Source organism: bacterium, assembly GCA_017744355.1.
Classification (GTDB): domain Bacteria; phylum Cyanobacteriota; class Sericytochromatia; order S15B-MN24; family UBA4093; genus JAGIBK01.
The window spans coordinates 1-21,060 of record JAGIBK010000006.1 but is presented as its reverse complement, the minus strand read 5'-3'; the positions used below and the strand labels follow the sequence as shown (position 1 = coordinate 21,060).

The following is a 21,060-nucleotide window of genomic DNA, read 5'->3' as shown; positions in this document are numbered from 1 at the left end:
AGCCCAGTATCGATATCCTGCGGCGTGCGGCGCGATCGTCTCTCCATCAGGATTTGTCATTATTAAGAATAACGGGACCTTGTTTTAATCTTAATAATGGACTATATATAGTGCTCAACAGCTTGAAATAAGTTGTTTGCTTTCTGTCTTGATCGCCAAGGTCGGCTTCTGCTCTTCCTCACGGGAATCGAGCACCCAGCGGACCGGCACGACAAGATGTCCCCACCCACACAGGAGAGAACGAAACACATGTCGAAGCAACGATTCAGGATGGGGCAGATCGCCCTCTTGGCTGGCGCACTCGCCCTGTCGGCCTGCAGCTACGCCCCGGTCATGACTGGTAACATCCCCAGCCAGAGCGCCATGGTTGCCAAGGGCAAGGGCGTTCTCACCCTCCAGCCCCAGGTGAACGCTGGCGGCTACCGGCTCCAATCGATCGTTAGCCCCTACACCAAGGCCAGCATCCAGCACCTTGTCGTCAAGGTCTTTGCCTTGGTGAATGGCGTCGAGGTTCCGGTCATCGACGGGCAGGGCAATCAGGTCTCGGCCGATCTGCTCAACTCCGAGCTTGACGACCCCGTTACCTTCGGCAACCTCATGATCGATACCACCTACCGCATTCGCTGCTACGCCTACAAAGCGGCGGGCACCGCTGGCGCTGACTTGATTAGCACCAATGACAGTCAGTCTTACGTCGACGTCGTGGTCGCGAATGACGACCGTCCCGTCATGGCCAGCCTGAAGGTCAAGCTGATCGACGTTATCTTCAACGGCGAGGCCACCTCGTCGGGCGTTATCGTCACGGACGGCGGCTTCCAGAACAACGGCCCCGTCACCATTGGCAAGGGCTTTAAGGCCTTTGTTTCCTCGATCGCAGGGAACGGCACCGACGGTTATGCGGATGGTCCTGCAGCGAGTGCGATGATTGCGAATGTTAGCAACCTCGCGTTTGATTCGGCCGGTAATCTCTATTTTACGGACGACATGAATTACAAGGTTCGTAAGCTAGACACCAACGGCAACATTACGACGCTGCCCGGCAGCTATTTTCATCCGCGCGGAGTCGCAGTGGATGCGAGCGGGAACGTCTTTGTCGCCGATGCTTGGAATAGGCGTATCGTAAAGATTACAACGGATGATCAAGTCGAAATTTTTGCTTCTGGATTCTCTAATCCGAGCAACATCACCTTCGATCTGAACGGTAATCTCGTTATCGCGGATATGGAGGCTTCTCTCCTCAAGAAGGTGGCTCCTAACGGGATGGTGACGACTTTTAGCACTTCGCAAGCTTTTGCTTGTCCTTCAATGATTACTTCGGATCGAAACGGCAATCTGTATCTGGTTGATGGTCCTACCCGATCCGCCATCTACAAGATCGACCAGGCTGGACAGGTAACTCTTTTCGCTGGCAACGGTGTTCCGGGTTATGCTGACGGAGTAGGTGCTGCCGCTCAATTCAATCAAGTTGCTGGTCTGGCTGTCGATGCCGCCAATAATCTTTATGTGTCCGATATTAGCGACTACCGCATTCGTAAGGTGACGCCGGATGGTGTCGTCTCGACGGTTGCAGGCAATGGCATTGAGGGGTATCAGGACGGTCCTGCCATGTCGGCTCAGTTCAACCGAAATAGTGGTATTGCGTTCGATAGCACTGGGAACCTTATCATTGGTGATTACGGCGCCCACCGCATTCGTAAGCTCCACCTTCACTAAGAAACCATAGGAAAGTAGGCGGCCGATTATTATCGGCCGCCTACTTTGTTTACTCAGGGGAAGAAGGGGCGGCTCCGGACCCGCTTTAAGCTGCCGAGCGATCGCCCCGTTTGGCGATTGTTCCTATTCGGCGTAGGGCTGGAGGGCGTCGGCCTTGACCGACCTGAGCGCCCCGTAGGCCGCTGAGCCCACGAAGCCCACCCCGGCGGCGACGGCGATCAAGCCGCCCACGAAGACGCTGCCCGCGATCGTGCCAACCCCGGCCGCCCCGAGGACCGCGCCGCCCCCTGCGGTGGCGGCCCCGATGCCGAGCATGGCCTGCGCGTAGGGCGCTTTGAGGCCATCCATCGCCGAGTTCATCCGGTCGTCGACCGAGACGATGACGCCTTTTTGACCCTTGTACTCGATGGTGTCGCCCTCTTTCAGGCCCTTGAGGTTCATCCCGCGCCCGGTGGCGGCGAAGGTGTCGCCCCCCATCCGGAAGAAGACGTCATCGGCGCCGCTCTTCTCCGCCGCCGCTTTGGCGGGGAGCTCCTGCCCGGGCCGGATCTTGTAGACCCGGCTCGCCTCCAGCTGCCTGTTTCCTGCGTTCAACTTGTCCACGTTTAGGCCTCCTGGTTAGTGCTCGGTCAGGCTCGGGGCACGACCGTTGGCGACTTGGGCGTTGGCGAGCAGGTCCACCAGGTCGTAGACCGCGTCGGGGTTGTTGATCCGGCGCATGTTCTCCTTGAGGCGCTCGACCTTGAAGGGGTTCTCCATCAGGTCGCGGATCTGGGCCGAGACCGAGTGCGAGCGGGTGATGACCGTGCCGATCCCCTTCTCGACCACGAAGTCCAGGTTTCCCTTTTCCTGCGGCATGGGGGTGAAGATCCCGTCGATCAGCATGGGGATCTCCTTGTAGGCCAATTCGGCGATGGTGCCGGGCCCCGGCTTGGAGATGGCCACGTCGCTCGCGTCCATGAGGGTCGGCATCTGGTCGGTGAAGCCCAGGACCTTGATGGGAATCCGCGCCTGGGAGGCGAGGCGGTCCATCTTGCGCTTGAGAGCCGCGTTGCGGCCGCAGGCGACGATCAGCTGCAGGGGCAGCCCCGACTCGGCAAGCTCCTTGGAGAAGCGGATGGTGTTCTTGTTGGCGACCCCGCCCATGGTGATGAGCACCGTGAAGCGGTCGGGGGCCATCCCGAGGGCCTTGCGGGCTTCCTCGCGGGGCTTCTTCTGGGTCATGAAGGTGGGGTTGACCGGCATGCCGTGCAGGACCCGGATCCGGTCGGCGGGCATGCCGTACTCGACCAGCTGCTCGCGGGACTCGTCGAGCATGGCGATCATCATGTCGGCCTCGGGGTGAACCCACGAGCGCAGGAAGTTGCGCGTCAGGTCCGTGACGAAGATGACGTAGGGCTTCTTGCCGGCCCAGCCCAGGCGCTCGAGGATGGACATGGCCGCGTAGTTGACCACGCCGAAGACCGAGACGATGATGTCCGGGTTCTGCTCGCGGAGGTAGTCCTCCAGATTGCGCTTGGCTTTGGGCAAGAGGGGGAAGATGAGCTGCTCGGCGTTGACCCGGTTCATGATCTGGTAGCCGTAGTGGACCATGCGCGGGTCGGCCTTGAGCATGTCGTTGTAGGAGTTGTAGAGGTACTCCACCCGCTTGCTGTTGGTGGCCGCCGAGATGTGCATCAGGGTGACCTTGTCGTCGGGGTAGCGGGTCTTGAAGGCGTTTTCGATGGCGCGGGCGTTGGCGAGGTGGCCGCCGCCTGCGGTCTCGTACATGACTAGGATGTGCTTGCTCATGACTGTCTCATACCCCGCCGGTGGCTTCGCGAATCGGCTCGAATGCCCCCTACGCGCGGATAAGAGCAAGTAACCGTTTGGGAGAAGGGCGCCAGGGGTAAGATCTCTCATAGATCAACCGCCAAGGAGGACCCTGGGACGATGCGTTCCCGCTTGATGCGCGCCGCGATCGCAGCGGCCACGATCTTGAGCCTAAACGGCTGCGCCGACCTGCCCGTGGTCGGCGAGTCCCTCTCGGGGGTGACCGCGCCGGTGATGGCCATGCTGGATCCGGTCCTCGCGCCGTTCTTCCCCAAGGTCGAGCCGACCCCGGATCCGGCCCTGGCCATCCGCCGTCGGCGGCGTCGGCCGCTCGCTCCCGAAGGGACGGCGGTCGCGAGCGGCAGCATCGGCACCGGCAGCGTCCAGGTGGCCCCCGCCGTCACCTACGCGGCCTGGGCCGAGCGCAACAAGCGCTTCGACCGCCTGCGCACCGAGGGCCTCATGCGCCTCTACCGGGGCCAGGCCGCCGGTGCTCTGGAGGCGTTCAAGCAGGCGCAGGCCCTGCGCCCCGAGGATCCCCAGATCAGCCGTCTTGTTGCGATGGTTCAGAACCCGCAGATTCCCACTCCCGTCTCGCTCCCGCGGCCCATGTCGGGCGACTCTGTGCCCGAGGCGCCCGAATCCGGCTTGCCGGCAGGCGTCTCGCCGGAGCTACTCAAGCGCGCGCAGCAGTTCTCGCAGCAGCAGCAACAGCAGGGCGCCGCGCCCGGAGCGCCTCAGGGCGGGGACCAGCCCTCGGGCCTCTTTAACTAGCCTGGAGCTCCCTTGATTTCTGCAGCCCTGCTCGCTGCCGCCCCCCTCGAGGACATTCGCGGTCTCAAGCCCTACCTCGCCCCCGGTCCTGCTCCTTGGGCCCTCTTGCTCGTCGTGGCGGTGGGGCTGGTGATGGCTTTCGTCTTCTTCTATCTGGCGCGTCGCGCCCCCGGCGAGGAGCAAGAGGCGGTGGCCTCCGCGCCCGTGAAGGGTCCCAAGACCCCGCGCGGCCGGCTCGATGCCCTCAAGGCGAGCCAGCTCGCCGATCGGGGCGAGGCCGCCAAGTTCTGCGACCAGCTCAGCGAGATCCTGCGCGACTTCGTCCTGCACCGCTACGGCCTGTCGACCCGGCGCCTGACCAGCTCGGAGCTGATGGCCGAGCTTGCGGAGCGGCGCATCCCCATGGCGGTCCTGGACCACCTGGATGCGGTCTTCGCGGCCTGCGACCTGGTCAAGTTCGCCAAGGTGCGCCTGGCGCCGACCGAGCTCTTGCAGCACCTGACCTCGGCGTATCTGGTGCTCGAGTTCGCGGGTCAGCCCCCGGCGAGTGAACCGCCTTCGAGCGAGGCCCCCCGGAACGAGCATCCATGATGACGCTTTCACAGCCGATCTGGCTGCTTGCCGCTTTGCTCATTCCGCTTGCGATCGCCCTCTTGCGTCGCAAGCGGCCGGCGGGCATTCCCCTTTCGACCTTCCGGCTCTTGGCCGACACCGAGAAGGGCCCCAAGCAGCGCCTTGCGATCGTGCTTGCCGCCCTGCGCCTCGCCGCGCTCGCGCTGGTGGTCATCGCCCTGTGCCGCCCCCAGGGCCCGGGCCGCTGGTTCGAAGAGAAGCGCTACGGCATCGACATGATGCTCGCCCTCGACATCTCGGGCTCCATGCGGGCCGAGGACTTCCAGCCGGCCAACCGCCTCGAGGTCGCCAAGCGCGTGCTCAAGGACTTCGTCTCGAAGAACTCCGAGCACCGCCTGGGCTTGGTCGCCTTCGCCGGCCGCAGCCTCACGCTCTGCCCCCTGACCACCGATACCAAGGCCGTCAGTGACCTGGTCGATCGGATCGGCTTCGATTCCGTCGGCCAGGATGGCACCGCCATCGGGGACGGGATCGGCAACAGCTTGTACCGCCTCTCGGAGAACGAGGGCAAGAGCAAGGTCATCGTCCTGATGTCCGACGGCGAGAACAACTCGGGCTACCTGCAGCCCCTGGACGCGGCGGCCATGGCCAAGGCGCGCGGGGTCAAGATCTACACCATCGCGGTGGGCCGTCCCGGCGGGGCGCCGATTCCGCTCACCGATGCCTTCGGGCGCAAGGTCTACGTCCGCAACCGGGACGGGAGCCTGTTCTTGCCGAAGATGGACGAGCAGGTCCTCGCCCGGATCGCCGAGATGACGGGCGGGCGCTACTTCCGCGCCACCGACGCCCGGGGGCTCGAAGCCGCCTACGCGGCGATCGCGAAGCTCGAGAGGTCCGAGCTGCCCGCCCAGCGGCATCGGGTGCCGAGCGAGCGCTACTTCGGTTGGGTCCTGGCGGCCCTCGTCCTCGTGGGATGCGAGGTGTTGATCTCGGCGGGCATCGGCTCGGTGCTCAGAGGGGAGAAGCGCCATGCTTAGCTGGGATGCGCCCTGGTGCCTCTGGGGCCTCGTGCTGGTGCTCCCCATGGCCTTTGCCATGTCGGGGATGGTGCGGGCGCTGCGCCTGCGGCGCGATCGCTACGCCGATCCGGACCTGATGGCCGAGATGCGGGTGAGGGCCTCGCTCGCCTCGCCCATGGCGCGCCTCTCCATGCTGATTGTCGCCTTCGCGCTCCTGGTGGTGGCCCTTGCGGGCCCGCGCCTCGGGGGGCATCGGGGTGTTCGTTTGCCCGGTGAGATGCCGTCGCTTGCGATCGCGGTCGACGTTTCCAAGAGCATGGGGGTGCAGGACCTTTCGAGCGATCGCATGGGCGTAGCCCGCGACGCCCTGGACGGCTTGCTCGTGAACCTGTCGGGCTGGAAGGCCGGGGTCATCGCCTTCGCCGACGACGCACTGGTCTTCTGCCCCATGACGAGCGATCTCTCGGCGGCCAAGACCCTGACGGCGCGCCTGCAGCCCGGCATGGCCGAGCTGCGGCAGGGCTCGAACCTCGAAGTTGCCTTGCGCGCCGCCCTGGTGCAGTTGCAGGGCCGGGTGGGGGCCGCCTTGCTCGTGACCGACGGGGAGCCTCTTGCCGGCACGCTCTCCAAGGCGGTGGCCGAGGCCCAGGCCGCCGGCGTGAGCGTTTACGTCCTGGGCCTGGGCACGTCGACGGGGGGGCGGATCCCGGACGGGCGCGACATGTTCGGTGAGCAGGCCTTCCGGATGGGCAGCGATGGCTCGCCCGTCATCTCGCGCGCCGATTTCAAGGCCCTCCAGGAGGCCGCCCGCGTGACAGGAGGCTTGTTCCTGGACGCGGCGCAGCCCGGCGCGCCCGAGCGTCTCTTGGCGCACCTCAATTCCCGGTGGGGATCGGGGAGCGAAGGGAGCGAGGGGATCCTGCTCTACCAGATCCCCCTGGCACTCGCGCTCATGCTCCTGGTGCTCGAGGCGGGGCTTTCGAACCGCATCCTCTTGCCCTTCAAGGCACGTTTGCTCGTGGAGCGCGTCATGCGCCGCGTGCGCCGGACGGCGCCGCTCGCGCTTGCGCTCTTGGCCCTCTCTCAGACCGCATGGAGCTGGCCCTGGCAGGGCAACCCGGAAGCCCGCAAGGGCGCGGACGCCTACGCGGCGGGTCAGTGGAAGGAGGCGCGCGAGGCCCTCGTCAAGGCCGCCAAGGAGCGGCCCGACGATCCGCGACTCGCCTACGACCTGGGCTGCGCCCATTACCAGGCGGGGGACTTCGAGGGCGCGGCCAAGGCGTTCGGGCGGGCCGCTGAACTTCTTCCCAAGGGTGATAAGACCCTCCCCTGGGTGCGCTACAACAGGGGCAACGCCCTTTACCGCCTGGGTGAGGCCAAGGGCGATCGCAAGGCGCGCTGGCAAGCGGCGATCGCCGAATACCAGGCGGTCCTCAAATCGAACCCCAAGGACGCGGACGCCGTCTATAACCTCGAGCTCGTGACGCGCCGTCTCAAGGCCTTGCCCGAGGACAAGCAGCAGGGAGGCGCCAGCGGCCAGAAACAGGCCCCGCCCAAGGAAGCGGGCGGGGGAGACGTGATGCCCAATCCGGCCGAGATCCAGGCGACCTTGGATGCCCTCCAGCATGAGGAGCAGCGCTTCCAGAGCGAAGTCCGGCGCGAAGAGCGGCCACCTGAGCCCTCATCCGCCTCGGATCTGCTCAAGCAGCTGGTCGATCAAGCAGCCAAGGGGCAGCCTGCCGAGCGTCCGGACTGGTAGGGGGGCATCCCGCGAAACGTGGCTATCCGGCCACTCTGGGTGACCAGCCGACTTCTGTCGGATGCGTTAGAATAAACCTGCTCCCTGATGAGATAGGAGGTCTTGTGAAACGCGCTGTGCTGCCTTTGCTCCTGGCGGTTGCCCTGCCTACTGCTCCTGCGCTTGCCGCTCCGCCGAGTGCTTTCAAGGCCGAGGGCACCGCCGTCGCCTTCGCCGGTGGCAACGCCCCCGAGCAGCGGACGCCCGTGAAGCTCTACTACCAGGACGGCAAGATGCGCCTCGAGCTGGTGCAGCCCTCCATGGGCGAGTCGATCCTGCTGGCGAAGCGAGGCTCTTCGCAGATCACCCTGCTGGATCCCACCCAGAAGATGGCCTTCGTCATGGCCGCCGACGCCATCGGCGGGCAGGCCGGGGTGCCGTCGGTCGAGCAGTTCCTCGACATGGCCGCCTGGAAGGCCCAGCTCAAGGGCGCCAAGCGCCTGCCCGGCACCGAGGTCAAGGGGAACGAGCGCTGCACCCGCTACCAGAAGACCATCAGCGGTACCGACTACACCGTCTGGCTCTCGGATGCGCTCGAGTTGCCCATGCAGATCGAAGGGGCGGTGGACGGCAAGCCGCGCTTCCGGATCGCGATCAGCAGCGTGAGCAAGGGCCAGCAGCCCGCGACCCTGTTCGGGGTGCCTGCGGGCTACCAGAAGGCGGAGCTGGACGCCAACACGCTGATCCAGAAGTAAAGCGGAATTAGACCTTGGCCGGCATCGGGGCGCGCAGCGCCTCGATCGCCTGGCGTACGTCCCTCATCAACTCGTCGCGCCGATCGACGCCGTAGCTGGCGACGTCGATCGGTTCGCCGTATCGGACGACGACCTCCTGATCGAGGTAGGCCTTGAAGCTCTTGGGCCGGACGATGTTCCGGGCGCCGACGATGCCGACCGGGACGATCTTGGCGTTGGTCTGGAAGGCGAGCATGAAGCCGCCCTTCTTGAAGGGCAGGAGTGAGCCGTCCCGGCTGCGGGTACCCTCGGGGGCGATCCAGACGCTGGTGCCCTCACCCATCTGGGCGCCGCCCTCCTTGAGGCTCGCGAACGCCTGGGTGCGGTTCTTGCGGTCGACGGGGATGAAGCCCGCGACCTTGAGCGCGGGCCCCCAGATGGGGACCTTGAACAGCTCGGCCTTGGCGACCATGCGCGGCGGGCGCGGGGCGGTCGCGAAGATGAGCGGGATGTCCATCAGGCTCTCGTGATTGGACATGTAGAGGTAGGCCTGCTCGGGATCGAGCCGCTCGGCCCCCTCGACGGTGATCCGGGCGCGAGCGAGGCCGAGCACGTGCTCCCCCAGGTGCCGGGCGCGCGCATCGACGACCGCCGGGGTGAGGCGGCCGCGTCGGGCGTCCCAGAGGGTCTGGATGCTGACCTCGAGCACCTTGAGGATGGCCCCGAAGGCGCCGAGAAAGCTCGACTTTTCCTGGAGGAGCGGTGACTGCATCTTAGGCCTCGGTCTCGGGGAGGCAATCGAGCAGGGTCTGGACCTCGTCGCGGTACTCTTCGTAGTCCTCGATGGTCAGCTCCTCACCCTCGGCGTCCTCCTTGAGGGCCGCGGGGTTCTCGGTGTAGTAGGCGATCTCCTCCTCGATGTCCTCGAGGCGCTCGCCGAGGAGGTCGCGGATGATGATGAGTTGCTCGTTCGAGACTTCGATGGTGTGCTTCACGGGGTAATCCTTTCACTTGCGGGATGGGGTGATTTTATCAGGTGGGGTTGCCCCTCAGCAATGAAGGGGCGGTTCAACGCTGCGACGCTACTTGACCTTTCGGAGCCAGATGCTCCCGGGCCAGTTCCGAGCGGGATCGTAGGCCGGGAAGGCTGCTTGCAGCTTGTCGCGGTGGTTCAAGTGCATGTAGCTGCCCCCCCAGAGCACCTCGAAGCTATCGTTGAAGGCCAGGAACGCCTGGAGCAGGTACTGCTCGGTCCAGAAAATCTGGCGCTGCTTGACCCATTCGCGGGGGTACTCCGCGGGCAGGAAGATGTCGTGCAGGTGGATGATGACCCCCGGGTTCAGGCGCGGCAGCAACTCCAGCACCTCGTACTGAACGTCGCTGCCGATCTTGAGGACGTGCGATGAGTCGATGAAGAGGATGTCGTTCTCCCCCAGCTTCGAGAATTCCTGCCAGGGGATCTCTTGCACCGGCTTGCGGACCAAGGCGCTCAAACCGGGGAATCCGGCCCTGAGCACCTCGTTCGGGTAGGGCTCGAAGGCGGTGAGCTCGCAGGACTGGCCGGTCTCTTGCTGGTTCTTGAGCAGCGCCTTCGCGGAGAGGTAGGTGCTGTTCCCCGAGCCGATTTCGAAGATGCGGCGGGGTTTGAAGTGGCGCACCATGCTGTAGAGCATCTCGCCGTCCACGGTCTTGAACGAAGGGTTGTTGAGGTAGTACTCGTGAGGGATGCTCGGTTTGTCGAAGGGAAAGTGCGCGTACTCGGCGCGGTAGGCTGCGCTGAGGCGCTGCAAGAGGTCGACCTGCTGTGCTTCGTTCCAGTTCAGGCCGACGCAAGCCGATGGGACCTCCCAAAGGCGCTCGGCAAGTTGCCGGGTGTCGGGAACCGGCTCGTAGAAGTGATTCGGGACGACGTGGATCCCCAGGCGTTGCCAAAATCGGAAAAGCCGCTTGATAGCCATGACGAAGAGGACGCCCGGCGCCCGGGATAGCTTTCCTTTGAGTTCTGAACTGAGCACGTGCGGTGTTCTGCCTTTCTTCGTGCAGGCGGCTAGCCCAATTGGCTGGGCTCGTGGGTCGGACTCGCCGAGGAACGCGTGGGGTGGGCCTCTTCCAGGAACCACAGGTTCGCTTGGATCAGGAACTGGAAGCCTGCGTACAGCACCGATAGGATCAGGCCGCGAACGCCGTCGCGGTACCCCTTGGAGAGGAAATAGCTTCGGATGAAGGTGAGCAGTGGTTTGCTCAGCATCTTGCTCAGCCGAAAGCGCTGACCGGCCTCGTGCATGAGTTCGGCTTCGATGCAGGCATACCGTCCGAGGGTCTTGGTGACGTATTTCTCAATGGTCGGGTAGGCCAGGTGCTCGATATGGTAAGCCGAAGGCAGGGCGACCTGGTTGGGTGATTGCTGGACGGCGCGGAAATTGTGGTGGACGAAGTTCTCGTCCTCGTTGTAAGTCTCCAGGTACACCGCCTTGCGGAAGAACTTGTACCACTTGCCGCTGAAGAAGACCCCGTGTCGCACCCAGTCGCCGAAGTACCAGAACAAGGACCAGAAGGACACCACGTCGACCTTCGGGTCTTCGGCCAGCTCGCGCAGCTTCTTGGCGAGCGGGGGAGTCAAGCGCTCATCCGCATCGAGGACCAGGACCCATTCGTGGCTGGCCTGGGAGATGGCGAAGTACCTGGCGGGCTCGACGAAGCCCGTGCGCTCGTGATAAACCACGCGAGCGCCGAGGGACTCGGCGATCGCCACCGTGCGATCGTCGCTGTGCATGTCGCAGACGACGACCTCGTCGGCGAAGCCCCGCACGCTTTCAATGCAGGCTGCGATGTTGTGCGCTTCGTTCAGCGTGTTGATGACGACCGTGATCATGGTTGCTCACCCGAATCAGACAAAGGTTTCATGGGGATCCGTCGCGGACAACGCGCCGCGCGACCGGAAGCCTGCGCTCACCGTCTTGGCGAGCTGCCGGCACCAGGCGGTGGGGCGCTGGTGGCGAAGGGCCGCGGCGATGAAGGCCCCCCCGCGCTTGAATTCCTTCTGACGCAAGGCTTGGCGCCCCAGCGACCAGAGCCCGTTGCCCACCTCGTCGAAGATCGCCCGGCGCATCGCCGGCACGTGAGTCGGCGGAAAATACGAGAGGATCCTCTCTGCCAGCAGGGTCCAATCCGTCTCGTAACGATCGAGCGGAGCCTTGGACAGGCGGTGTTGATAATAGCGCATCAGGGGCTCGGAGATGTAGCCGAGATCGTGGCTGCGCGCGATGCGGGCCCACATCTCCCAATCGGCTGAGCAGGTGTCCGTGAAGTCGCCCACGGCCTCGTAGACGTCTCGCCGGACGACGACCGAGGAGAAGAGCAGGTTGTTCTGCAAGGCGATCTTGCGCAAGGCCTGATCGCCACCCGTCAGCAGGGGGGGATCCCCTGTCTGCGTCAGCGTGGCCGACCCGTCCAGCCCAACGGTCCAGCCGGCGGTATGGACCAGGCCGGCCGAGGGATGGCGGTCGAGGAAACCGACGGCCGCCTGCAGCATGCCGGGCAGCAGCTCGTCGTCATCGCACAGCATCAGGACGTATCGACCGGTCGCTTCTTTCAGGCAGGCGTTGAGGTTGCCGGCCCATCCCAGGTTCTCGGGGTTGCGGCGCAGGCGCACCATCGGGCGCGCCGCGGCCCAGCGCTCGAGCTGCTCCCAGCTGCCGTCGCTGGAGCAGTTGTCCGAGATCAGCAGGTCGAAGCTCACGCCTTCTTGCAGGAGCACGCTTTCGGCAGCCCGCTGAACAAGAGAGAAGCGGTTATAGGTGGGGATGCAGACGGAGATATCAACCATGGGCGTCTCCCTGAAGCGGCATCAGGCGATGCCAGTCCCTTTCCATCTCCTGGTAGCGAAACGGCAGGGTGAGAGGCAGAGCGAGAGGGCTCGAGGCGCGAGGAGCCCTGCGGGCCCGAAGCGCGAGCTTCAGCAAGCCGGGCGGGATCAGCACCCGTCCCCTGGAGTGGGCGAGCGCCATCTTGCTGGCCCGCAGCGCCATGGGGGACCCGGCCCAGCGTCCGAGGAAGGTGCGCGCCAGGCGCAGATCCCCCCGGTAGAAGACGGCGAGACCACGGACGAAGGCAGTGCGGGCCGCATGCAGCTCGGCCCAGGCGTCGGCTTCGGGGCCGTCCCCCGTGTCCTGCGCCAGCTGCCGCAGGACGCGCCACTCGGCCTCCTGCATCTGCACTTCTGCCATCGAGGCGGTGAGGCTACCCGGGTGATGCCGGATGGAGGCGAGCACCTGGTTGATGCACAGGAAGTCGCCGTGACGCAGCACCCGCCCCATCATCTCGAAATCGGGAGACCAGCTGTTTGGCGCGTCGCGCCAGACCGCCTCGGCGTAGGGCAAGAGCGCGTCGCGCTTGAACATGACGTTGGTCGGGCAGCCGATCTGGTTGGTCCAGCGCAAGAGGAAGCGCAGCATGACGGCCCCGGGCACCAGGGCGTCCGGCGCGTAGCGCGCCGAGTGGCGGCTGATCACGGTCCCGCGGTCGTCGACCAGATCCGAGAGGCTCGCGATCAGGCTTGCCGTGGGGGCCTGATCGATGGCGCGGTCGAAGGCCGACAGGCACCCGGGCTTCAGCAGGTCGTCGTCCATCAGCATCTTGAGGTAGGCATGGTGCGCCAGATCTACGAGGCGCCACCAGTTGCCACCCATGCCAAGGTTCGCCGCGTTGCGGACGTAGCGCACCCGGGCGTCGCGTCGCACGAAGGCCTCCATCACCTCGGGGGTGTGGTCGGTGGAGGCGTTGTCCACGACCAGCAGCTCGAAGTCTTCGAAGTCCTGGGCCAAGACGCTCTCGACCGCCTGGGAGAGATAGTTTGCTCGGTTGAAGGTGGGGATGCCCACCGTGATCCGCGTGGGGGGCATCAGGAGCGCGCCTCCGTGGGACGGCCTCGGAGCAAGGCGGTGCGTAGAAGCTGGCGCTCGTTCGCCGTCAGGATCAGGTGCCAGCTGGTGAGCCCGCACACCAGCGTGGTCGTAAACCCGCCGAGCAGCATCGAGACGAGCTTGCCGCCCTCGACACCCCGCAGGCTCCACCCGGACGCCCACGCTCCGCCGAGCCAGTGGGCCGAGCCGGCGGCGACACAGGCGAGCAGGATCCCCTGCAGCAGGACCGGTGCCAGCGAGTGGCGCAGGTAGTCGCTCACGCGGAGATCCAGGCGGCGCAAGGTGTAGTAGATCGTGTACCAGTTGTTGGTAAAGAGCTGCGCGAGCAGCCCGCCCAGCGCAATGCCGCCCAGGCCCAGGACGTGGCCGCCCGCTATGGAGAAGCCGAGGGTGAGGACCCCGCCGGCGATCGCCCAGGGTGCGAACGGCCATTTGCCGGTGCTCCAGGCGAAGTAGCCATGGGCGCTGTGGTGCGCCTCGAGCAGGGCCGCGATGGCCAGCGGGGCGGCCACCGCGTAGCCCAGGAAGTGGCCTTTCCCCAGCCAGAAGTCGGTCAGGCTCGGCGCCCAGACCAGGAAACCGACAAGCCAGAGCATCGCCAGGACGAGCGAGAGCCGCGTGGCGAACCCGTGGTACTCCCGGACTTTCTGGTGGTCCCCGGCGGAGAAGGCGGCGGTGGCAAAGGGGGCGACCGCGACGGGAATGGCGTTGGGGAGCGCGAGCCCGAAAGAGGAGAGCTGCTTGAGGGCCATGAAGTCCGGCACGCTCGCGACCCCTCTGGTCGCCGCGACCACGAGCGGCGTCGTCTCGAGGATCATCAGCGCCCCGAGCCGGGTGACGAAGACGGGGGTGGCTTCGGTGACCATGCGCTTCATCAACCATCCGCGCGCCCGGCCCGGCTCGGAGAGCGCCTGTCGGTGGCGCAGCTTGAGAAGCAGCAGGCTGCCCGCGATCGAGGCGACGTTGAGCGCGAGATCGAGCGCGCAGAGCGCTGCGATGCTGTGGGTCTGGGGCGCGATCGCGGCGATCCCCGCGAGCCTGACGACCTGGAGGACCGTGCGCGAGGCCTGCTCCCAGCCGACGTCCCCGAAGCCGTTCAGGCACGAGAAGGGGACCGCGCTCAGGAGGTTGCAGGAGACACCCGCCAAGAAGAGGACCCAGGCGAGCCAAGCTTCGGCCTGAAGCCCGGCGGGCAGCCCCGCGGACGCGATGAGGGCGGGGCCGATCCCCAGGCCCACTCCGAACATCACCAGGCTGCTGATCCCGTACGCGGCGAAGCCCGACCAGACCATGTCGCTGATGCTGGCGGATCGGTATCCGGCGAGCCCGTCCTCGCCGGCTGCGGCGTCGGCTTTCCCTTTCACGTACGAAACGGCGCGCCCGAGGACGCTCCCGAGGCCGAGGTCCACGAGGGACAGGAAGGCCGAGACGGTGAAGAAGAGCAGGTACAGCCCGAGGGCCGGCTTGCTCAGGTTCGCGTACAGGATCGGAAGCTGGAAGAGGCCGACGGCGATCGAGACCCCGAACCGGACCCAGGAGGCGGAAATGCCCTGGGCGATGCGTCGGCGGCTCATCGGGCCTCTCCCCGGCCTGCGTCATCCATGCTTGATGGCCCAGTCGTAGGGAATCTTCGGGCTGAAAGGATCCAGGCGATCGATCTCGTCCGGCCGATGGGGATGCGTGGCGCAGTTCGCCACGAGGCTGTCCGGGGCGATCCCCTTGAAGCCGTTCCACACCATCGGCGGGACGGTCACCAGCTGGTACTGATCGGGGCCCAGGAAGAGCTCCATCAGTTTGCCCCTGGTGGGGGAGTCTTCGCGATCGTCGTAGAGCACCATCTTGATCTTGCCGACCGGTACCGCGTAGTTGAGGGTCATCTCCTGATGGATGTGCCAGGCCTTGATGGCCCCTTGGTGCACCATGGAGAAGTAGATCTCGCCGAACTGCTCGAAGTGCGCCGCGTCCGCGCGCAGCATGTGCATGATTTTGCCGCGCTCGTCGACGATCTGACGCAGCGGGGTGATCTTGACGCCTTCAATCATCGGTCCGTCTCCTGAAAAAATGCGGCGCGAATCCCTTCGCGCAGGTCGATTCGAGCTTCCCATCCAAGCACGGTCCGCGCCTCGCTCGGGTCCGCGACCGCGCGCATGACTTCCCGGTCGCGGTAAGGGCGAGCCCCCCACTGGAGGTTGGCTTTGACGCCGCCGACCGATTCGAACAGGCTCACGATCTCCTTGAGCGATCGCCCTTTTCCGGAGCCGACGTGGAGCTCGCGATGGCGAGGGGCATCTGCCGAGCAAAGGGAGCGGATGCCGCGCTCGAAGGCGTCCGTCAGGTCGTCGACGTGCGTGAGGTCGAGGAGCTGCTCACCCGGCGAAAAGGGGATCGACTCGCCGGAGGCGACGCTTCGCTTCAACAGGGAAAACAGCTTCGGGCGCCAGTCGTCAGGGCCGTAGGTGTCGTAGAGCTTGAGCGTCAGGCTGCGCAGGTCGTAGGCGTCTTCGTAGAAGCACAAGAGGGCGTCGAAGGCGCGTTTGGTCGCGGCGTACAAGCAGGCGGGCCGATAGTCCGGGGGGCCGTCCATGGTCTCCCAGGCCGTGCCGGTATTGAGGAGGCGGGTCACCCCCGCCTGGACCATCGCCTCCAGCAAGCAAGCGCCGAAACGCACGTTCGAATCCACGAGGGGACCCACGTCAGCGGGCGTATGCTGGCTCAGATACAGGGACGCGAGATGCACGACCGCCTCGGGCCGAGCCTCTTTCATCGCCTGGGTGAGGCTTGAAACGTCCCCTTCGGTCGGCAGGATCTGCACCGCTTCTCGCGCCTTGCCCAGGCGCGTCAGGTCGGACGTCGGGCGTACCAGGACGGAGACCTGATACGCCTCCGACGCGACCAGGCGCTGGACGAGGCGGCTGCCGACGTAGCCCGTGGCGCCCGTCACGAGCACACGGGTCATGCCTTGATCCCCACCCGGATGAAGTCCTCGATGCTCTGGGCGATGTAGGCGAGGTGGTCGTCGGTCATGCCGGGATAGACCCCGACCAGGAAGGCGTTCTCCATGATGAGATCCGTGTTCGTAAGCTCTCCGACCACCCGGTAGCCGGTTTGCGTGCGGCGCATCTCGTCGAAGCAGGGCTGCTTGATGAGGTTGCCGGCGAAGAGCATCCGCGTCTGGATCCGCTTGGACTCCAGGTGGGAGACGATCTCACGCCGGGTGAAGGGAGCGCCGGGCTTCACGAGCATGAGGAAGCCGAACCAGCTCGGGTCGCTGTGAGGTGTGGCTTGGGGCAGTTGCAGCACGTCCTCGAACTTCGAGAGGGCGGCATGGAGCGCCTTGAAGTTGCGGCGCCGCGCCTCGCCGAAATCAGGGAGCTTGTCGAGCTGGGCATAGCCCACCGCGGCCTGCATGTCGCTCACCTTCAGGTTGTAGCCGAAGTGAGAGTAGACGTACTTGTGATCATAGCCGTGGGGCAGAGCGCCGAAGCTTTGGTCGAAGCGCTTGCCGCAGGTGTTGTCCTTGCCCGATTGGCAGTAGCAATCCCGGCCCCAGTCGCGGATGGACTCGGCGATGGCTGCCAGCTCGTCGTTGTTGGTGTAGACGGCCCCGCCTTCCCCCATGGTCATGTGGTGGGGCGGATAGAAGCTGCTGGTGGCGATGTGGCCAAAGGTGCCCGTCAGCTTGGTCACCGGCGAGCCGGGGGCGCGGTGCGAGGTGTAGGTGGAGCCCAGGGCGTCGCAATTGTCCTCGATCAGCCAAAGCCCGTGCTTCTCGCAGAACGCGGCGACCGCATCCAGGTCGAAGGGATTGCCGAGCGTGTGAGCGAGCATGACGGCCTTGGTCTTGGGGCTCACGGCCGCCTCGAGCATGCTTACGTCGATGTTGGCCGTGGTCAGCTCGACGTCCACGAACACCGGCACCGCCCCGTACTGCACGACGGGGGAGACGGTGGTGGGGAAGCCTGCCGCGACCGTAATGACCTCGTCGCCCGGCCGGATCCGCCGATCTCCGAGCTTCGGAGAGGTCAGGGTGGAGAAGGCCAGCAAGTTCGCCGAGGAGCCCGAGTTGACCAGTAGACAGTGCTTGAGGCCCAGGTACCTGGCCAGCCCTCGCTCGAACAGGCGCGAGTAGCGCCCGTAGGTCAGCCAGAACTCGAGGGCGGAGTCGACCAAGTTCGTCATCTCGCGCTCGTCGAAGACGCGCCCGGCGTAAGAGACGGGGCTTTTCCCCGGCTCGAAGTCGGGCTTCGAGCCATGGACCAGGCGATAGTACTCCGCCGTCTTGGCCAGTATTTCTTGCTTGAGTTGTTCGGGAGTGGTCATGGTACCTCGCAGGGGGCTGGAGCCCAGGCTAGGCCTTGCTGGGCTGCGGTGCGCTCATAGGCTTCGATTTGACGGAGGGTGAAGGCTCGCACGTCCAGATGCGCGTCGTGGTGGTAGGCGGCATACCAATCGACCACGGCGTCGATCGTGGCGTTGATGTCGAAGACTGGCTGCCAACCAAGCGCGTTGACCGCCTTGGTGATGTCCAGCTTCAGGAAGTGAGCCTCATGCGGCGCTTCGGATTCGACCGGGCGAACCCAGGAGCCGCTCCCCCAGCGCTGAAGGATGGCCTCGACGATCGCCTGGACGGTGATGTTGCTCGTCCCATGGGGCCCGAAGTTCCAGCCTTCCGAGTAGGTAGGGGCGTTCTGAAGCAGGCGGCTTCCAAGCCAGAGGTAGCCGGCGAGCGGCTCCAGGACGTGCTGCCAGGGGCGGATGGCCGACGGGTTTCGAACCTGGATCGCCTGCTCGTTCATCAGGGCCCGCATGCAGTCGGGGACGATGCGATCCACGGCCCAGTCGCCCCCGCCGATCACGTTGCCGGCCCGGACCGAGGCCAGGCCGACGCCATGGACGGCGTGGCTTTCCGGCGGGAAGTAGGAGCGCCGATAGGACGACGTGACCAGCTCGGCGCAGCCCTTGGAGGCGCTGTAGGGGTCGAAGCCCCCCATGGCGTCGTTTTCGCGGTAGGCGTAGATCCACTCGCGGTTCTCGTAGCACTTGTCGCTGGTGACGACGACACAGGCGCGGACCGAGGAGGTCTGCCGCACGGCCTCCAGGAGGTTCACCGTGCCCATGACGTTGGTCTCGAAGGTTTCGACTGGCTCGGCGTAGGAAGGACGGACCAGCGACTGGGCAGCGAGGTGGAAGACCACGTCCGGCCGATGGGTCTGCATGGCCTGCGCCAGGACGTTGCGATCGCGCACGTCGCCCACGATGTGCGTGACGAGTTCGGCCAGACGCAGGTCCTCGAACAGGGTTTGCTCGCCCGAGGGGGGGAGCGCGTAGCCCACCACCTTGGCCCCCAGACGGGTCAACCAGAGGGCGAGCCAGCTCCCCTTGAAGCCCGTATGGCCGGTGATGAAGACGGTCTTTCCGCGGTAGGAATCGGCGAATCCCGTCATTGTGCGACCCTCGGCCGCTCATCCCAGCGCTTCCAAGGGGCCCCGCCCTCGTTCCAGAGACTTTCGAGATGCTGCTTATCCCGGAGGGTGTCCATCGGTTGCCAGAAGCCGTGGTGACGGAAGGCGGCGAGTTGCCCAGCCTGGGTCAGGCCCTCGAGGGGGGCTCGCTCCAAGATCGTCGTGTCGTCCTCGATGTAGTCGAACACTTCCGGTTGCATGACGAAGAAGCCGCCGTTGATCCAGCTGCCATCACCCGCTGGTTTTTCCTGGAACGATTGCACGCAGCCGGTTGGGTCCAGGTCCAGCGCCCCAAAGCGGCCCGGGGGCTGGACTGCCGTGATGGTGCAATGCTTGCCCTGGGCTTGATGGAAGGCGACGAGCGCGTGGAGGTCCACGTTCGCGACGCCGTCGCCGTAGGTCAGCATGAAGGGCTCGTCACCAATATAAGGCTGAATTCGCTTGACGCGCCCACCGGTCATCGTGTCGATGCCGGTATCGACCAGGGTGACGCGCCACGGCTCGGCGGAGTTCTGGTGGATCTCCATGCGATTGTTGACCAGGTCCAGCGTCACGTCGCTCATGTGTAGGAAGTAATTGGCGAAGTACTCTTTGATGACGTAGCCTTTGTACCCGAGGCAGATCACGAAATCGTTGAAGCCGAAGCTCGAATAGAGCTTCATGATGTGCCAGATAATGGGCTTGCCGCCGATGGTGACCATCGGCTTCGGCTTCACGTCCGTTTCTTCACTCAGCCGCGTGCCGAGGCCACCCGCGAGAATGACGACTTTCAAGACTGACCTCCCGAAGCGCATGCAGGGTTGAGAGCCCCTTGAGCGTAGGTTCCCTTGAACCACTCATAGGTGAGTTGCAAACCGGCCTCCAGCGAGATGGTGGCTTGCCATCCCAAGGAGCGCAGATAACTCACATCCAGGAGCTTGCGGGGTGTGCCGTCGGGCTTGGTGCTATCCCAGACGAGCTCGCCCTCGAAGCCCACCACCTTGGCGATGAGCTCGGCCAGCTCCTTGATGGTCACGTCGGTGCCCGTGCCCACGTTGACGGGGGCGTCCCCCTCGTAGTGCTTCATCAGGAAGACGCAGGCATCCGCCAGGTCATCCACGTGCAAGAACTCGCGCATGGGCGTGCCCGAGCCCCAGAGGGTCACGTTCGTCCCGTTCTGCTTGGCCTCGTGGAACTTGCGGATCATCGCGGGCAGGACGTGCGAGGTCAAAAGGTCGAAGTTGTCGTTGGGCCCGTAGAGGTTGGTGGGCATGGCCGAGATGAAGCGGGTGCCGTGCTGCTTGTTCATGGCCTGGCACAGCTTGATGCCCGCGATCTTGGCGATCGCATACCACTCGTTGGTCGGCTCCAGCGGCCCGGTCAGGAGGTACTCCTCCTTGATGGGCTGTGGGGCTAGCTTGGGGTAGATGCAGCTCGAGCCCAAGAAGAGCAGCTTGGTCACGCCCGTGGCGTGGGCCGCCTGGATGACGCTCGACTGGATGGCCAGGTTATCCGCCAAAAAGTCCGCGGGGTAGGTGTCGTTGGCGTGGATCCCCCCGACCTTGGCCGCGGCCAAGAAGACGTACTCCGGCCGCTCTTGTTCGAAGAAGGCCAGAGTGGCGGCAGGATCCCGCAGGTCCAGCTCGCGACTGGTGCGAAGGAGCAGGTTGTCGTACCCCTCGGCTTCGAGCCGGCGGACCAGGGCCGAGCCGACCAGCCCCCGGTGGCCGGCCACGTAGATGCGGGCGTCCTTATTCATGGGAGGCGAACACCTCGAAGCCCTCACGGGCGCACAGGTCCTCGCGCTGGGCGGCCTTCAGGTCCTCGGCGACCATCTCGGCGACCATGGCCGCAAGCGAGGTCTTCGGGCTCCAGCCGAGCTTCTCCTTGGCCTTGGTCGGATCCCCCAAGAGGGTCTCGACCTCGGTGGGGCGGAAGTAGCGGGGGTCGACCTCGACCAGCACCTCGCCGGTCTCACGGTTGAAGCCCTTCTCGTCGATGCCCTCGCCCTGCCAGGCGATCTCGATCCCGACCTCGGCGAAGGCCTTCTCCACGAACTCGCGCACCGAGTACTGGACGCCGGTGGCGATGACGTAGTCGTCGGCCTCGTCCTGCTGGAGCATGAGGTACATGGCTTCGACGTAGTCCCGGGCGTGGCCCCAGTCGCGCAGGGCGTCCATGTTGCCCAGGTACAGCTTCTTCTCGAGGCCCAAGGAGATGCGGGCCACCGCCCGGGTGATCTTGCGGGTGACGAAGGTCTCGCCGCGGTTGGGCGACTCGTGGTTGAAGAGGATGCCGTTGCTGGCGTGGATGCCGTAGGCCTCGCGGTAGTTG

Annotated in this window: 22 protein-coding genes; 6 read left to right on the top strand and 16 right to left on the bottom strand. The window is 65.3% G+C overall.

What is annotated here, in order from left to right; genetic code table 11:
• Positions 1-249 precede the first annotated feature (249 nt).
• Entirely contained in the window at positions 250-1,713 is a 1,464-nt protein-coding gene (locus J7643_15170; protein MBO9541927.1) for a hypothetical protein, read from the top strand.
• A gap of 123 nt (positions 1,714-1,836) precedes the next feature.
• Here J7643_15170 and J7643_15165 read toward each other — a convergent pair whose 3' ends face one another.
• Both J7643_15165 and J7643_15160 read right to left on the bottom strand, forming a co-directional pair.
• On the bottom strand, positions 1,837-2,316 hold the full coding sequence (locus J7643_15165; protein MBO9541926.1) for a hypothetical protein: 480 nt from the start codon (positions 2,314-2,316) through the stop codon (positions 1,837-1,839).
• A gap of 15 nt (positions 2,317-2,331) precedes the next feature.
• Positions 2,332-3,504, bottom strand: a complete 1,173-nt coding sequence (locus J7643_15160; protein ID MBO9541925.1) for a hypothetical protein — start codon at positions 3,502-3,504, stop codon at positions 2,332-2,334.
• A gap of 141 nt (positions 3,505-3,645) precedes the next feature.
• Here J7643_15160 and J7643_15155 point away from each other — a divergent pair, with 141 nt between their 5' ends.
• The 5 genes from J7643_15155 to J7643_15135 all read left to right on the top strand — a co-directional run bounded on the left by J7643_15155 (position 3,646) and on the right by J7643_15135 (position 8,384).
• Positions 3,646-4,299, top strand: coding sequence for a hypothetical protein (locus J7643_15155; protein MBO9541924.1), 654 nt, complete (start codon positions 3,646-3,648; stop codon positions 4,297-4,299).
• A gap of 12 nt (positions 4,300-4,311) precedes the next feature.
• On the top strand, positions 4,312-4,890 hold the full coding sequence (locus J7643_15150) for a hypothetical protein (protein MBO9541923.1): 579 nt from the start codon (positions 4,312-4,314) through the stop codon (positions 4,888-4,890).
• A complete protein-coding gene (locus J7643_15145; protein MBO9541922.1) occupies positions 4,887-5,909 on the top strand; it encodes a VWA domain-containing protein in 1,023 nt (340 codons plus the stop codon). Before J7643_15150 ends, J7643_15145 begins: the two co-directional genes overlap by 4 nt.
• Positions 5,902-7,650 carry a VWA domain-containing protein gene (locus J7643_15140; GenBank protein ID MBO9541921.1) on the top strand — a complete coding sequence of 583 codons (1,749 nt, stop codon included), beginning with the start codon at positions 5,902-5,904 and terminating at the stop codon, positions 7,648-7,650. Before J7643_15145 ends, J7643_15140 begins: the two co-directional genes overlap by 8 nt.
• 104 nt (positions 7,651-7,754) lie before the next feature.
• Positions 7,755-8,384 carry a hypothetical protein gene (locus J7643_15135; GenBank protein ID MBO9541920.1) on the top strand — a complete coding sequence of 210 codons (630 nt, stop codon included), beginning with the start codon at positions 7,755-7,757 and terminating at the stop codon, positions 8,382-8,384.
• A gap of 7 nt (positions 8,385-8,391) precedes the next feature.
• Here the strand turns inward: J7643_15135 and J7643_15130 are convergent, their stop codons facing one another.
• The 14 genes from J7643_15130 to J7643_15065 form a co-directional block, all read right to left on the bottom strand.
• On the bottom strand, positions 8,392-9,135 hold the full coding sequence (locus J7643_15130) for a 1-acyl-sn-glycerol-3-phosphate acyltransferase (protein MBO9541919.1): 744 nt from the start codon (positions 9,133-9,135) through the stop codon (positions 8,392-8,394).
• Between the two features lies 1 nt (position 9,136).
• Positions 9,137-9,358 carry a hypothetical protein gene (locus J7643_15125; GenBank protein MBO9541918.1) on the bottom strand — a complete coding sequence of 74 codons (222 nt, stop codon included), beginning with the start codon at positions 9,356-9,358 and terminating at the stop codon, positions 9,137-9,139.
• Positions 9,359-9,445: 87 nt separating this feature from the next.
• The gene (locus J7643_15120) at positions 9,446-10,321 is read right to left on the bottom strand and encodes a class I SAM-dependent methyltransferase (protein MBO9541917.1); all 876 of its coding nucleotides are present in this window, start codon (positions 10,319-10,321) and stop codon (positions 9,446-9,448) included.
• An 89-nt stretch (positions 10,322-10,410) separates the two neighbouring features.
• Positions 10,411-11,235, bottom strand: coding sequence for a glycosyltransferase family 2 protein (locus tag J7643_15115; GenBank protein MBO9541916.1), 825 nt, complete (start codon positions 11,233-11,235; stop codon positions 10,411-10,413).
• A gap of 15 nt (positions 11,236-11,250) precedes the next feature.
• On the bottom strand, positions 11,251-12,189 hold the full coding sequence (locus J7643_15110; protein MBO9541915.1) for a glycosyltransferase family 2 protein: 939 nt from the start codon (positions 12,187-12,189) through the stop codon (positions 11,251-11,253).
• The gene (locus J7643_15105; GenBank protein MBO9541914.1) at positions 12,182-13,264 is read right to left on the bottom strand and encodes a glycosyltransferase family 2 protein; all 1,083 of its coding nucleotides are present in this window, start codon (positions 13,262-13,264) and stop codon (positions 12,182-12,184) included. The genes J7643_15110 and J7643_15105 overlap by 8 nt, the downstream gene beginning before the upstream one ends.
• A complete protein-coding gene (locus J7643_15100) occupies positions 13,264-14,859 on the bottom strand; it encodes a hypothetical protein (GenBank protein MBO9541913.1) in 1,596 nt (531 codons plus the stop codon). The genes J7643_15105 and J7643_15100 overlap by 1 nt, the downstream gene beginning before the upstream one ends.
• Positions 14,860-14,880: 21 nt before the next feature.
• Positions 14,881-15,327, bottom strand: coding sequence for a dTDP-4-dehydrorhamnose 3,5-epimerase family protein (locus tag J7643_15095; protein ID MBO9541912.1), 447 nt, complete (start codon positions 15,325-15,327; stop codon positions 14,881-14,883).
• Positions 15,324-16,241 carry an NAD(P)-dependent oxidoreductase gene (locus J7643_15090; GenBank protein ID MBO9541911.1) on the bottom strand — a complete coding sequence of 306 codons (918 nt, stop codon included), beginning with the start codon at positions 16,239-16,241 and terminating at the stop codon, positions 15,324-15,326. Before J7643_15090 ends, J7643_15095 begins: the two co-directional genes overlap by 4 nt.
• Positions 16,238-17,605, bottom strand: a complete 1,368-nt coding sequence (gene rfbH / locus J7643_15085) for a lipopolysaccharide biosynthesis protein RfbH (GenBank protein MBO9541910.1) — start codon at positions 17,603-17,605, stop codon at positions 16,238-16,240. Before rfbH ends, J7643_15090 begins: the two co-directional genes overlap by 4 nt.
• Positions 17,602-18,729, bottom strand: a complete 1,128-nt coding sequence (rfbG, locus tag J7643_15080; protein MBO9541909.1) for a CDP-glucose 4,6-dehydratase — start codon at positions 18,727-18,729, stop codon at positions 17,602-17,604. The genes rfbH and rfbG overlap by 4 nt, the downstream gene beginning before the upstream one ends.
• Positions 18,726-19,520 carry a glucose-1-phosphate cytidylyltransferase gene (rfbF, locus tag J7643_15075; protein ID MBO9541908.1) on the bottom strand — a complete coding sequence of 265 codons (795 nt, stop codon included), beginning with the start codon at positions 19,518-19,520 and terminating at the stop codon, positions 18,726-18,728. The genes rfbG and rfbF overlap by 4 nt, the downstream gene beginning before the upstream one ends.
• Positions 19,517-20,485, bottom strand: a complete 969-nt coding sequence (locus tag J7643_15070) for a GDP-L-fucose synthase (GenBank protein ID MBO9541907.1) — start codon at positions 20,483-20,485, stop codon at positions 19,517-19,519. Before J7643_15070 ends, rfbF begins: the two co-directional genes overlap by 4 nt.
• Positions 20,478-21,060, bottom strand: a 583-nt coding sequence (locus J7643_15065; GenBank protein ID MBO9541906.1) for a GDP-mannose 4,6-dehydratase, incomplete at its 5' end; no start/stop codon positions are given. The genes J7643_15065 and J7643_15070, both read right to left, overlap by 8 nt.

Excerpts from the sequence above, each read along its gene's own strand:
- J7643_15130 (MBO9541919.1), bottom strand. The coding sequence starts at position 9,135 with ATGCAGTCACCGCTCCTCCAGGAAAAGTCGAGCTTTCTCGGCGCCTTC.
- J7643_15105 (MBO9541914.1), bottom strand. The coding sequence starts at position 13,264 with ATGCCCCCCACGCGGATCACGGTGGGCATCCCCACCTTCAACCGAGCA.
- J7643_15170 (MBO9541927.1), top strand. The coding sequence starts at position 250 with ATGTCGAAGCAACGATTCAGGATGGGGCAGATCGCCCTCTTGGCTGGC.
- rfbG (MBO9541909.1), bottom strand. The coding sequence starts at position 18,729 with ATGACGGGATTCGCCGATTCCTACCGCGGAAAGACCGTCTTCATCACC.
- J7643_15145 (MBO9541922.1), top strand. The coding sequence starts at position 4,887 with ATGATGACGCTTTCACAGCCGATCTGGCTGCTTGCCGCTTTGCTCATT.
- J7643_15070 (MBO9541907.1), bottom strand. The coding sequence starts at position 20,485 with ATGAATAAGGACGCCCGCATCTACGTGGCCGGCCACCGGGGGCTGGTC.
- J7643_15095 (MBO9541912.1), bottom strand. The coding sequence starts at position 15,327 with ATGATTGAAGGCGTCAAGATCACCCCGCTGCGTCAGATCGTCGACGAG.
- J7643_15090 (MBO9541911.1), bottom strand. The coding sequence starts at position 16,241 with ATGACCCGTGTGCTCGTGACGGGCGCCACGGGCTACGTCGGCAGCCGC.
- J7643_15110 (MBO9541915.1), bottom strand. The coding sequence starts at position 12,189 with ATGGTTGATATCTCCGTCTGCATCCCCACCTATAACCGCTTCTCTCTT.
- rfbH (MBO9541910.1), bottom strand. The coding sequence starts at position 17,605 with ATGACCACTCCCGAACAACTCAAGCAAGAAATACTGGCCAAGACGGCG.
- J7643_15155 (MBO9541924.1), top strand. The coding sequence starts at position 3,646 with ATGCGTTCCCGCTTGATGCGCGCCGCGATCGCAGCGGCCACGATCTTG.
- J7643_15115 (MBO9541916.1), bottom strand. The coding sequence starts at position 11,235 with ATGATCACGGTCGTCATCAACACGCTGAACGAAGCGCACAACATCGCA.
- J7643_15140 (MBO9541921.1), top strand. The coding sequence starts at position 5,902 with ATGCTTAGCTGGGATGCGCCCTGGTGCCTCTGGGGCCTCGTGCTGGTG.
- J7643_15120 (MBO9541917.1), bottom strand. The coding sequence starts at position 10,321 with ATGGCTATCAAGCGGCTTTTCCGATTTTGGCAACGCCTGGGGATCCAC.
- J7643_15100 (MBO9541913.1), bottom strand. The coding sequence starts at position 14,859 with ATGAGCCGCCGACGCATCGCCCAGGGCATTTCCGCCTCCTGGGTCCGG.
- J7643_15160 (MBO9541925.1), bottom strand. The coding sequence starts at position 3,504 with ATGAGCAAGCACATCCTAGTCATGTACGAGACCGCAGGCGGCGGCCAC.